Genomic DNA, 12,970 nt, shown 5'->3' with positions numbered 1-12,970 from the left:
CCGCTACAAGCTCGCGGGATGACAATAGAAAACCGATCCATGCAACAATGTACTTGGTTCATGTACTAATAATATACAGATAAAATAAATATATGGATGAATAAATATGGACACAGAAACGTTAAAGAAAAACTTACAAGAAAAGATGGATAAAGCTCTGAAAGTTTTAGATCATGAGTTTAAAGGCTTGCGTACCGGTAGAGCTTCGGTTAATTTGCTTGATAGCGTAACCGTGGAAGCTTACGGGAGTAAAATGCCGCTTTCACAAGTTGCTTCTCTATCTACCCCTGATGCACGAACAATTAACGTGCAGGTTTGGGATAAATCTATGGTGTCCTCGGTAGAAAAAGGAATTACGATAGCGAATCTTGGCTTAACTCCAGCAACGGACAGTCAATTAATCAGACTACCAATACCAGCTTTAACTGAAGAAAGACGTAAAGAATTGGTAAAGCTCGCTCATAAATACGGTGAGGATACTAAAATTTCATTACGTAATATTAGAAGAGACGGCAATGAAGAACTTAAAAAGCTAGAAAAGGATAATATTATTGCAAAAGATGAGCATCATAGCTTATCCGAACAAGTACAAAAACTAACCGATGATTATAGTAGTAAAGTTGACTCGGCAATAAAACAAAAAGAACAAGAGATAATGACTGTTTGATTCTAATCGTCATGGCTCACAGGCATTATTGCGTAGATACCAAAACTGTCATTGCGAGCGAACGAAGTGAGCGTGGCAATCTCGTGAAGTAGTATAAAACTCCTGAGATTGCTTCGTCAAAACTTACAATTTTTCCTCGCAATGACGCCAACGCCTAAAAATACCCGAATGAAGAAAATAAAACTATGATTACAAAAGAAGAAGCACAGAAAATAGCAAAATTAACTAGATTAAAATTTGAAGAAGATACTGTAGAAAAATTTTCTGCTCAGCTTAGTACTATTATGAATATGATTGATATTTTAAATGAAATAGATTGCAAAGATATAGAGCCTTTAACTTCGGTTTCTAATATGAATGCTAGAATGCGAGAGGACGTCGTTACAAGTTCTGATTTATCAAATAATTTATTTGATAATGTAAGCGGAAATAGTGCCCAGCTTGCTAAAGAAGTAAAATATTTTATCACTCCAAAGGTTGTTGAATAATTATGACAGAACTAAACAAATTAACAGTAGCAGACAGTGTAAAAGGTCTTAAAAATAAAGATTTTACAAGTAAGGAATTAGTTAATGCACATATTAAACAAATAGAGAAACATAAAAACCTAAATGCTTATGTTACCGAAACTTTTGATTTAGCTTTAAAACAGGCTGAAGCAGCCGATCAAAATTATGCTAAAAATCAACCACGAACACTTGAGGGTATACCATTTGCCGCTAAAGATCTTTTCTGTACGAAAGGAATTAGAACTACGGCATGTTCTAATATACTGAAAAATTTTATACCTAATTATGAATCAAGCGTTACACAAAATATTTTTGATAAGGGCGGTGTGATGCTCGGCAAAACCAATATGGATGAATTTGCGATGGGTTCGGCAAATATCACTAGTTGTTTTGGAAATGTAATTAGCCCTTGGAAAGCAAATGATGATAATGCAGATTTAGTTCCAGGCGGTTCTTCAGGCGGTTCAGCTGCAGCAGTTAGCGGGTTTATGGCATCTGCTGCTCTTGGTAGTGATACTGGAGGCTCGGTACGTCAACCTGCAAGCTTTACGGGTTTAGTCGGGTTTAAACCGACATATGGTCGTTGCTCAAGATACGGAATGGTATCGTTTGCTAGCTCACTTGATCAAGCAGGGATATTTACTAGAAGCGTTTTAGACAGTAGCATTATGCTTGAAGCGATGATGGGGTTTGATGAAAAAGATTCTACTTCGATTAAAGCAGAAGTTCCAGAACTACAATCCGCTATCGGAAGTTCTATGAAAAATATGAAGATAGGTGTACCTCTTAGCCTTGGTGAAGGCGGTATTATTGAACCTGATATTATGAAAATGTGGCAGGATACCATAGAGCTACTTAAAAACGCCGGTGCTGAAATAGTTGATATTACGCTGCCACATGCTAAATACGGTGTTGCCGTTTATTACGTAATAGCACCGGCTGAAGCTTCTTCAAATTTATCTAGATATGACGGCGTTAGATACGGTCTTCGAGTAGAACGTGAAAATATGACGCTTGACGAAATGTATGAAATGACTAGATCAGCTGGATTTGGGGAGGAAGTAAAACGTCGTATTATGATTGGAACATATGTGCTTTCATCTAGTTGTATGGATGCATATTATCTAAAAGCTCAAAAAGTACGTCGTTTAGTTGCAAACGATTTTAATAATGCTTTTGCAAAAGTTGACGCCATTTTGTTACCTGCAGCACCGACCGAAGCTTTTAAGATCGGTGAAAAACAAAATGATCCGACTATTATGTATTTAAACGATTTATTTACTATTCCTGCAAGTTTAGCCGGTTTACCTTGTGCATCGGTTCCTGCCGGATTATCGGCACGAGGTTTACCTCTTGGGATGCAGATTATAGGTAAACAATTAGACGAATATAATGTTTTTAAAGTAGCATCGACAATTGAGTCAGGTGTAAAACATATTAAATTTGAGCCAAAGGGTTTTTAATTATGGCATATATTGAAGGTAATACGGGGAAATGGGAATATGTAATAGGGCTTGAAATCCATGCTCAAATTTCCTCAAAATCTAAGCTTTTTTCAGGAAGTAGTACTATTTTTGCAGCAAGTCCAAATTCGCAGGTTTCCTATGTTGATGCAGCAATGCCCGGAATGTTACCGGTATTAAATAAGCATTGTGTACACCAAGCAATTAAAACAGGGCTTGGGCTTAAAGCTAAAATAAATAAATATTCGGTATTTGATCGTAAAAATTATTTTTATGCTGATCTGCCCCAAGGTTACCAAATCTCGCAATTTTACTATCCTATAGTACAAAACGGAACTATGGAAATACCGACTAGTACCGGCGATCTTAAAACTATTCGCATTAACCGTTTGCATTTAGAGCAGGATGCGGGTAAATCTATGCATGATCAATCACCACATTACAGCTTTATCGATTTAAATCGTGCCGGTATTGGACTTATGGAAATTGTGACCGAACCTGATATATCATCACCTGATGAAGCTGCTGAATTTGTAAAAAAGCTGAGAAATTTGCTACGTTATATCGGCAGCTGCGACGGTGATATGGAAAAAGGCTCAATGCGTTGCGATGCTAATATTTCAGTAAGACGTAGCGGCGAACCACTTGGCACAAGATGCGAAATTAAAAATATTAATTCAATTCGTAATATTATTAAAGCAATAGAATTTGAAGCTAAAAGACAAGTAGATTTGCTTGAAAGCGGTGAAGTAATAATTCAAGAAACACGATTGTTTAATGCTGATAGCGGCGAAACAAAAACTATGCGTTTAAAAGAAGAAGCACTTGATTATAGATATTTTCCTGATCCTGATTTATTACCGCTTGTTATTTCCGATGAGTTAATAGACGAGCTAAAAGCAAACTTACCTGAGCTACCTGATCAAAAGATTGAAAAATATACGAAAGAATTTGGCTTAAGTAAATATGATGCCGAAGTAATAGTAGCCGATGAATCGGTTGCTGAGTATTTTGAGAAAGCAGCAAATGAATGTAACCCTAAAATGCTTACTAATTGGCTAACTAGTGAGTTATTCGGACAATTAAACAAAGCATCGATAGAAATAAATGAATGTAAAATTACTCCTAGTAACTTTGCAAAACTGGTAAAATTAATAGAAAATGATACTATTTCTGGTAAAATTGCAAAAACAGTTTTTGAAATTATGTTTGAAACCGGTAAAGCACCTGATAAAATAGTAGAGGAAAAAGGACTTGTACAAGTTTCGGATAATAACGTGCTGAACACGGTAATTGACGAGGTAATAGCTGAAAATCCTGAATCAGTAGAGGGTTATAAAAGTGGTAAGGATAAATTATTCGGTTTCTTTGTAGGCCAGGTAATGAAAAAAACCGGCGGTAAGGCTAATCCGACGCTTGTGAATCAGCTTTTAAAGGATAGGCTGGATTCTTGAAACTATTACTCCGGTAGGTATTGCCCGCGTGATAAGTTTTCCCGTCATTGCGAGCGAACGAAGTGAGCGTGGCAATCTCATGAAATAGTATAACACTTCTGAGATTGCCACGTCGATGCTACGCATCTCCTCGCAATGACAATTCGGCACATGACACATACTCAAACTTAAAACATTATTTTTTATGAAATTTCTAAAAATATTTCTACTATCTTTCTTACTAGTTTCTTGTGAAAAAAAAGAAACGGAAAAAACTTTAATAGTCGGTACTGCCGCAGATAATCCTCCTTATGAATTCATCCAAGACGGGGAAATTGTTGGGATTGATATTGATATTATAAAAGCAATAAGTGAACGTCTAAATAAAAAAGTTATTATAAAAAACTTCGACTTTAACGGTTTACTTGCAGCTTTAGTTAGTGAAAATATTGATGTTGCGGTGGCAGAGCTTTCTGTAACACCGAAGCGTTCCGAATATATCAGCTTTTCCGATAATTACGCTACTGCAAGATTTGCCATAATATATAGAACAGGCGATAATATACAAAATAGCAAAGATCTAGAAAATAAAATAGTAGGGGTACAGCTCGGTAGTGTTTTAGAAAAAAAAGCACAAGATCTATCACAGACAATGAATATTAAAGTTCATTCTTTAGCAAATCATTTAATGTTAGTTGAAGAGTTAAAAGCCAGAGTCATAGATGCTATTATTTCTGAGGAATTTCAAGGCAAAAAATTAAAAGAAAATAATTCAAATTTAGAAAGCAGTACTTTAGAAGAATTTTCATCAGATTTTGCTATAGGTATGTCTAAAAACTCAGGACTAATTAATGAAATTAATGAGGCAATCGATTCATTAAAAAAAGACGGAACCATTAACAAAATTATGAAAAAATGGCTGGGACAGTAACAGAAAGTCAATTTAAAGATACTATGAGTCGATTCCCCCAGGGAGTGACTATTATAACAACAAATTGTAATAACGAGCTTTTTGGCTTTACTGCTAGTTCTCTTACTTCTGTATCTTTAAAACCACCGTTAATATTATTTTGCCTCAATAAAAACTCTTTTAGTATAAACAGTTTTCAGAAAAGTGATAAATTCGCAGTTAGTATTTTAGCAGAGAACCAAATTGATATCTCAAAACATTTTGCTAAATCACAACCTAATAAATTTACAAAAATTGCTTATGAGCTTGGCAATAAAACCAATTGTCCTTTAATAAACGGTGCAACTTGTTATATAGAATGTAATAAATATGCTTCTTATAATGCCGGTGACCATGTTATATTTATCGGTGAAGTAATAAATACTGCTATTAAAAATGATTTAAAGCCTCTATTATATTTTCATAAATCTTATACAAATTTACAATAAATCAAACATGATTAATATCGGTCTTAGCGGTTCTACCGGTAAAATGGGAAAAACCATTACAGAGAGAATAGATAAATTTAAAGATTGTAAAATTTCAGCAAAATTTAATAGTACTAATAATTTAGATGATTTAGATAATTTTTGTAAAAATTCTGATGTAATCATCGATTTTTCTACTCCTGAAATATTAGAAAAATTAATTAATTATGCATTAAAACATAATACAAAATTAGTAATCGGAATCACAGGACTCCAGCCTCAACATTTTAAGCTTTTAGAAAAAGCAGCTCAAACTTTACCTATTTTATATTCTGCAAATATGAGTATCGGGGCTAATTTGCTCAGCTATTTAGCAAGAAAGGCAACAAAAATACTAGATGATTACGATATTGAAATTCTAGAAACCCATCACCGTAATAAAAAAGATTCACCCTCAGGAACTGCTATTATGCTTGCTGAAACGATTGCAAGCGAAAAAGGATTAAATATAGCATTTAATCGTGGTAATAGACCAAGATGCAAAAAAGAAATAGGTATTTCCTCGCTTCGTGGTGGAAATGTTCACGGTATACATGAAATATCTTTCCTAGGTGACAATGAAATAATCACTTTAAAACACGAAGCTCTGAATAAAAATTCCTTTGCCATTGGTGCAATTAAAGCTGCTATTTGGCTACAAGATAAATCACCGGCTTTATATTCAATGCAAGATATTTATAATTATAGCTTGAAAAAACAGCTCTAACAGACTATATTTTATTATGTAAATAACATAATACTAAGGTTACTTATGATCAATTATACAAAAACTTTAACTGCCACCTCAAAGAATAAAACTTTTGATGAAGGCTTAAGAAAATACATGCTTAAAGTATATAATTATATGGCTTTAGCACTTTTACTAACCGGTGTAGCGGCCGTAACGACTATATCAGTTGAACCTATTTATAATTTAATGTTTCAAACTGGTTTCGGCACTATTATAATGTTTGCTCCGCTCGGTATTGCTTTATATTTCTTTATGGGTTTCGGAAGAATGAACCTGAAAACGGCACAAATATTATTTTGGGTTTATGCCGGTTTAACCGGTATGTCGCTTGCATATTTAGCTCTTATTTATACCGGTGCCTCAATAGCTCGTACTTTCTTTATTTGCTCTTCCGTTTTTGGAGCAATGAGTTTATACGGTTATAGTACAAGTAGAGATTTAACATCTATGGGTTCATTTTTTGCAATGGGTCTTATAGGTCTTATCATTGCTTCATTAGTCAACTTGTTTCTAAAAAGCTCAGCTCTTTCTTTTACTACTTCTCTTATTGGAATAGTAGTATTTATGGGATTAATTGCTTGGGACACACAAAAGATTAAGTCTATGTATTACATGGCAGGAAACGATGAAGTAGGACAAAAGCTTTCTATTATGGCAGCCTTTACTTTATACTTAGATTTTATAAATCTTTTCCTATATTTAATGAGATTTTTAGGCAATAGAAGAGATTAATTAATATAATTCCTGCAAAGTCATGATTTATTTCATGACTTTGTTTTTTTCATTGTCATATCACGATCAAATCTATAGTACTGAATAGTTTTTAAAAAGACCTCGATGTTATATCCCCACAAAAGCGAGGACTTGTTGTATGGATACCGACTCCTCATTGCGAATGGTCAAAGCAAGTTGGCGTTGTTGCGTGGATACCAATGTCATTCCTGCGAAAGCAGGAATCCAGCATAAAGCGAGATAAATTGAGCTTTTAATTTCAAAAATTTTCTGTATTTATATAATAAATTTTTGAAGCATTAGTTAATATAATCAGGTTATTTTATATCTAAAGAAAAAACTCAACAGGAATTATTATTACAAGAGCAACTTTTTAAAGCCTTAAAAACAGAAGATACAGTATTGAATGCCAAAATCTAGAGCCTGTGAAGGCATTGCCGAATCTGTTATTGACCTTTCTAATGACCAATCCCCTACTACTGCAAGTCTATATGTTAGTCAAATGGAATTAGCCGATTTAAACACTAAGGATTTAGCTAAAGTTACAACAATAATAAAAAACTCGTTTCCAGGAGATAAACACAGGGAATTCAGAGAAATAATCGATGCACCTCTTTTACAGCATTTAGTTATGGAAGAGGCAATTGAAAGACAAGTTGGATTAGATGATAGCCGATATAATGCAGATTACAGAAAACTTGAAGAAATAAGCAATCCTAATGACCCTAAAAAAGCAATTGATGCTATGCTACGTGATAAGAGGGTGGCACAGCAAGCTGAGTTTGAGGAGAAAAGAAAAAAGGCAGCAGGAGTTTCTGCCGGTTATGTTGCTAAAGATGAGCTAGGAAATACTTTTATTTTAAAACATTTTTATAAAACTCATGCTGCATGCCAAAAAATACAAGATAATAATGCACGAAAACAGGCTATTGCTGACCGAAGAGACGGGGTACAAGAATTAATAGGCTCTACCATGTATCAATTTTTATTACATGATCGAGCACCAAAAAAAGGGCTGGTAAAAGCGGATGAAAAACACCCTGATTCACTTTATGTACGTTCTAAATTTTTTGATAATGCTGTAACACTAACAGAATTTTCCGGTTTATCAGGTCAAACTAGAGTCAAAGCTAATGATCAAAATTTAAAAAAGCTGGAAGGATTTGAAAAAGCCATAGCTGCTTGTCATATGCTGGGGGAAGTAGATTATCATGCTGGTAATTTAATGGTGCAGGATGGTAAAACAATAACCAAAATTGATCATGGTCGCTCTTTTTTAGCATTTCATAAGGATTTTGGCAGTATGATCCAATCAACAAATGAAATGTTTGTACATCCTGGAGTCGGCTACAGTGCTGCTATTAAAGCAGGTAATTTCTCATTTAGTATCGATAAATATAGCGAATCGTTAAATCAAATGATAAGTCAATTTGATGAGAAACAGATGGAAGCAATAGTTGATCAAAAAATTGATGAATTAAAAAAAGCTGGTTTTGATCCGAAAAATATTGCGTTATCCACTAATATTAAAAATTTTGATGATTTGAGGAAACACTATAAAGGCAGTATAAAAGAAAATCTTATTAATATGCAAGAAGTGGCCAAAGGAGCTGAGATAGTAACAAAATTCAGTAATGTCTCACCTGAATTTAAAAATGGCGGTTGGTTAAAGGCTTTCGCTAATTCACCTGTAAAAGACCCGGTACTCTATGCAATAAATAATAACATTACAATTGAAGGTATAGATGCTAAAGAGTGGGCGTATGAAAATAATTACCAAATTAAAACTTCTATAGGCTTGAAAAAAGAAATAATCAAGGAACAACAATGGAGCAAAGATTTAGAAGGAAAATGGAAAGAAACAGAAGTTGAGATTAAGAAAGATAAAGTAGAAGTACAAATTTCTGATCCTGTAAAATCAATGCGTACACAAGATAAATCTACCGGCAAAAAGTTGGAATCACTAATTGTTGATTTTACAAAACAGGCAACAACTAAAAACGTAACCGATAAAGAAGTAGCAAAATTCTACGACAATATAATGAAAGAGCTAAAAAAAGAAAATTATCTTACCCAGCAGGATATTGATGGTATAAAGAAAGATTTAAAATATCAGGATAATATAGAAAATACGACCAACTTATTAAATGCTAAATCTTTCAAATTAAATTCCAAAGATACTATATATTACAAGGTAGGAAATTTTTATGAAAGATAGGTTTATCTAACATTTCAAACTATTTTATGAAAAAAATTTCTCCTGAAAATTTAAATAAAATTCATGATACACAGAAGCTGATAGCAGAAAGTATAAAAATTGGCAACATATTAAAACAAAAAGGAAATCAAGGCATTCAGCCAAAAAGAGTAGAAGCGGTAAAAGAAATTGCATTCTCTAAATTACAAGCTAAAAGGGAAAATCAGAAACAAAGATAGGCATTGCCCGCGTGGATCAATTTCACCTTTGTCATCCCGTGGCTTGACCACGGGATCCAGTTAAAATACTAAAATTATTAGTATTTGTTTATTATTTTTATGGACCCCGTGGTCAAGCGAACTAGGTGACACAGTGAGTTTTACCGATCTATGCAAAAAGACCCTACGCTCCTCACAATGACGATTTAGGGGTAGCTTAGCAGCAACTATAAATTCTTATTCTTTCTCTGCATTTTTTCTAGCTGACGGTGATAGCATAATGCTTAGCTCTTTTAGAGCTTTATCTTCTACATAGCTTGGAGCGTTCATTAGTAAATCTTCAGCTTGCTGATTTAAAGGAAATGCAATTATTTCTCTTATATTAGTAGCTTCTACGAGTAGCATAACGATTCTGTCAATACCGGGAGCTATTCCGCCATGTGGTGGAGCACCAAACTTAAACGCTCTAATCATACCACCAAATCTCTTATCAACTTCCTCCTCACTATAACCTGCTATGGAAAATGCTTTATACATAATTTCCGGCTTATGGTTTCTAATAGCACCGCTGGAAAGCTCAATACCGTTACACACAATATCATATTGGTAAGCGGTAAGCTCTAATAACTCTTCAGTAGTTTTAGCATTTTCTAAAGCTTCCAAACCACCCTGCGGCATAGAAAACGGATTATGGCTAAAATCGATTTTTCCTGTTTCTTCATTTAATTCATAGAATGGAAAATCAGTAATCCAGCAGAATTTAAAGCAGTCTTTTTCTAGTAAATCAAGCTCTTCACCAAGTCTTATTCTAACCTTACCCGCAAGTTTAGCAGCTTTATCTTTTTTATCGCTAGCAAAAAATACGGCATCACCGTTACTAATACTAGCTGTAGCTTTTAGACTCTCTAATTGCTGCGGGCTTAAGAATTTTGCTACCGGTCCTTTTGCTTCACCGGTTTCACTAAACTGAATATAACCAAGCCCCCCTGCTCCTTCTGATATCACAAACTCGATCATTTTATCGAAGAAACTACGAGGCAGTACAGCTGCCTTAGGGGCAGGAATTGCACGAACAATACTACCTTTTTTGATATTCTTTCTGAAAATCGTAAAATCGGAATCTCTAAATATCTCAGTTACATCAGCAATTATAATAGGATTTCGTAAATCAGGCTTATCAGAGCCGTATTTTAACATAGATTCATTGTAAGGAATACGAACGAAAGGAGTCTCTGATACTTTCTTATCCGTAAATTTAGTAAATAAATCATGCATCACAGGCTCAATAGTACTAAACACGTCTTCCTGCGTAACAAAAGACATCTCAACATCTAGCTGATAAAACTCGCCAGGTGATCTATCGGCTCTTGCATCTTCATCCCGAAAACAAGGAGCAATTTGGAAATAACGATCAAAGCCTGATACCATCAATAACTGCTTGAATTGCTGAGGTGCTTGCGGTAACGCATAGAACTTACCCGGATGCATTCTACTCGGTACTAAGAAATCTCTAGCACCTTCAGGTGAACTTGCCGTTAAAATCGGTGTTTGAAATTCGGTAAAACCTATTCCCGTCATCAAATGACGAATATGAGAAATAATTTGTGAGCGGAGTATTATATTATTATGCAATTTCTCACGTCTAAGATCTAAAAAACGATGCTTAAGCCTTGAATCTTCCGGAGCATCTTTTTCGGTATTAATAACAAAAGGTAGAGTATCTGCAGCCGATTCAACAATAAATTCACCTGCTAAGACCTCAATATGACCCGTCGGAAGCGTATCATTAATAGTATCATTTGATCTTGCTACAACTGTACCGCTTACTGTAATTAACGACTCATAACGCAAACGGCTAGCATCCTCCATAAGCTGCGGGTTTTGATCGGTAAATACGATTTGAGTTATACCGTAATGATCACGTAAATCTATGAAAACTAGATTACCGTGATCTCTTCTTCTATGTACCCAGCCGGATAATTTAACTTCTTTCCCAACATCGGATATTTGTAATTCGTTACAATTATGAGTTCTGTATTTATGCATTTTCTACGTATATTTCTTTCCTTTATACATATACATAAAATTACAGAGTTTCGCAAATAAAAACTAAAGTTTTATCTTGCCAAAATTTTATCTTGATATTGCAGCAGCTTTTGGCTTTGATGGGAGTTGCTGATAATTTTGTTGCTCCGGTTTTACTTGATTTAACTCACCTTTAATCCATTCATATATTGCTTTCTTAGGGTTTTTAATTATCTCTGCAACATTTTCTACTAGATTTATTATTCCTTTAACTAACGATAATACATCTTTTGCTATTTCACCTATAGAATTATTACCTGCTTGTAATTTTTCTTGGTCTTTATTGGACAAATTACTACGTATGTTATTCATTCTTGATTTAAGCTCATCTTGCTCTAGCTCTTCTTTGGTAAAATGTGACTTAAGTTTTCTATCAACAATTTTTTGTTCTTCCGGAGTTAAATTTTTATATTGATTAACAAGTTTATTAACTTTTTCTTGTTCTTCCGGTAGTTTTGAAATATTTTCAGCAATATTTGGCATTTGTTTCTCTTATAAAGTTAAAACATATTAATTTTGCCCATTATATATATTTTTTAACTTTATACAAGAAAAACTTTAATAGAAATTAACCTTTGAACGCCGTCTTAATACCTAGAAAGTCTAAAAAATTTCGTAATTCTTGACGTGCAAGTACGTGTGAGCTATTAAATGCTCTATCATATTTTGCAGTTTTTAGATCAAGTAATGTTAGACCTTGTAAAAATAACTCCCTATATATTACACGTTCACTAAATCCTTCTGCGAGTTTAAAGTTAATTCTTTTAGCAAGTTTAGCTAATACATTTCCTACGCGTCTTTTATTTAATGCATCAAGATTACTTAAACGATTACGAAGTATTACCCAATCTATACTAATTCTATCACGACTAGCACGCTCCATTTTCTGCTCCCAAATCATTTGACTATATATTGATGGGCTAATAATTTCATCTTTGCTGTCAACTTTTGCTATTACGTCTAAATCTAGAAAGCTGTCATTAATCGGTGTAATAATTGTATCGGCGTAAGAATGAGCAACTCTTGATAAAGGAGTATGACTGCCTGGGGTATCAATCACTATATAATCGGCATCCTGATTATTTGCAAGTACTTCCTCAAAACTCTTTGCTTGTTCTTCCGCATCGCTTTCCGATATATGAAAATGTTTCGGTACTAATACCGGTTTATCAGGATTTTGCTGATTATATAAATCCCGATTTTTTAAATAGCTGGTTAAAGAACTTTGCCTTGAATCGGTATCAATACTTACTACCGAGCAATTTTGATAAAGCAGAGCTATTATTAGGTGCATGCAGCAGGTAGTTTTACCTGCCCCACCTTTTTCATTACCTATAACAAATATATAAGGTTTATTTATTGTGTTCATAATTATATTCAGAATAAACAAATAGCAAATAGATGACTTTTCGTCATTGCGAGGAAAAACTGTAAGTTTTGACGAAGCAATCTCAGGAGTTTGTTATTATTGCATGAGATTGCCACGCAGCCTATGGCTG

Annotated in this window: 11 protein-coding genes and 1 pseudogene; 9 read left to right on the top strand and 3 right to left on the bottom strand. The window is 34.1% G+C overall.

Annotated elements, in window-relative coordinates; translation table 11 throughout:
* Positions 1-106: 106 nt before the first annotated feature.
* From frr to risK1, 9 genes and pseudogenes are all read left to right on the top strand, one after another.
* Positions 107-667: a ribosome recycling factor gene (frr, locus tag ACE38Q_RS07540; RefSeq protein ID WP_500191042.1), complete on the top strand. Its 561-nt coding sequence runs from the start codon at positions 107-109 to the stop codon at positions 665-667.
* 185 nt (positions 668-852) lie between these two features.
* Positions 853-1,155 (top strand): Asp-tRNA(Asn)/Glu-tRNA(Gln) amidotransferase subunit GatC, encoded by a 303-nt coding sequence (gatC, locus tag ACE38Q_RS07535; RefSeq protein ID WP_500191038.1) that lies wholly within the window; start codon positions 853-855, stop codon positions 1,153-1,155.
* A 2-nt stretch (positions 1,156-1,157) separates the two neighbouring features.
* A complete protein-coding gene (gatA, locus tag ACE38Q_RS07530; protein WP_500191035.1) occupies positions 1,158-2,639 on the top strand; it encodes an Asp-tRNA(Asn)/Glu-tRNA(Gln) amidotransferase subunit GatA in 1,482 nt (493 codons plus the stop codon).
* 2 nt (positions 2,640-2,641) lie between these two features.
* On the top strand, positions 2,642-4,093 hold the full coding sequence (gene gatB / locus ACE38Q_RS07525) for an Asp-tRNA(Asn)/Glu-tRNA(Gln) amidotransferase subunit GatB (protein WP_500191031.1): 1,452 nt from the start codon (positions 2,642-2,644) through the stop codon (positions 4,091-4,093).
* A 184-nt stretch (positions 4,094-4,277) separates the two neighbouring features.
* Positions 4,278-5,003, top strand: coding sequence for an ABC transporter substrate-binding protein (locus tag ACE38Q_RS07520; RefSeq protein ID WP_500191030.1), 726 nt, complete (start codon positions 4,278-4,280; stop codon positions 5,001-5,003).
* Positions 4,988-5,470 (top strand): flavin reductase family protein, encoded by a 483-nt coding sequence (locus ACE38Q_RS07515; RefSeq protein WP_500191026.1) that lies wholly within the window; start codon positions 4,988-4,990, stop codon positions 5,468-5,470. Before ACE38Q_RS07520 ends, ACE38Q_RS07515 begins: the two co-directional genes overlap by 16 nt.
* Positions 5,471-5,477: 7 nt before the next feature.
* The gene (gene dapB / locus ACE38Q_RS07510; RefSeq protein WP_500191022.1) at positions 5,478-6,215 is read left to right on the top strand and encodes a 4-hydroxy-tetrahydrodipicolinate reductase; all 738 of its coding nucleotides are present in this window, start codon (positions 5,478-5,480) and stop codon (positions 6,213-6,215) included.
* Positions 6,216-6,260: 45 nt separating this feature from the next.
* Complete coding sequence (locus ACE38Q_RS07505) at positions 6,261-6,971, top strand: Bax inhibitor-1/YccA family protein (protein WP_500191018.1); 711 nt, start codon at positions 6,261-6,263, stop codon at positions 6,969-6,971.
* Positions 6,972-7,295: 324 nt separating this feature from the next.
* Positions 7,296-9,407, top strand: a pseudogene (gene risK1 / locus ACE38Q_RS07500) (T4SS effector phosphatidylinositol 3-Kinase RisK1).
* Positions 9,408-9,623: 216 nt separating this feature from the next.
* Here the strand turns inward: risK1 and aspS are convergent.
* The 3 genes from aspS to ACE38Q_RS07485 all read right to left on the bottom strand — a co-directional run bounded on the left by aspS (position 9,624) and on the right by ACE38Q_RS07485 (position 12,840).
* Positions 9,624-11,432 (bottom strand): aspartate--tRNA ligase, encoded by a 1,809-nt coding sequence (gene aspS / locus ACE38Q_RS07495; protein WP_500191016.1) that lies wholly within the window; start codon positions 11,430-11,432, stop codon positions 9,624-9,626.
* Between the two features lie 87 nt (positions 11,433-11,519).
* The gene (locus ACE38Q_RS07490) at positions 11,520-11,954 is read right to left on the bottom strand and encodes a DUF3106 domain-containing protein (protein ID WP_500191014.1); all 435 of its coding nucleotides are present in this window, start codon (positions 11,952-11,954) and stop codon (positions 11,520-11,522) included.
* Positions 11,955-12,039: 85 nt separating this feature from the next.
* Positions 12,040-12,840 (bottom strand): division plane positioning ATPase MipZ, encoded by an 801-nt coding sequence (locus ACE38Q_RS07485; protein ID WP_500191010.1) that lies wholly within the window; start codon positions 12,838-12,840, stop codon positions 12,040-12,042.
* Positions 12,841-12,970 lie beyond the last annotated feature (130 nt).

Source organism: Rickettsia endosymbiont of Thecocarcelia acutangulata (assembly GCF_964263195.1).
In the GTDB taxonomy this organism is placed as follows: Bacteria; Pseudomonadota; Alphaproteobacteria; order Rickettsiales; family Rickettsiaceae; genus Rickettsia; species Rickettsia felis.
This window is presented reverse-complemented; position numbering and strand designations above follow the sequence as displayed.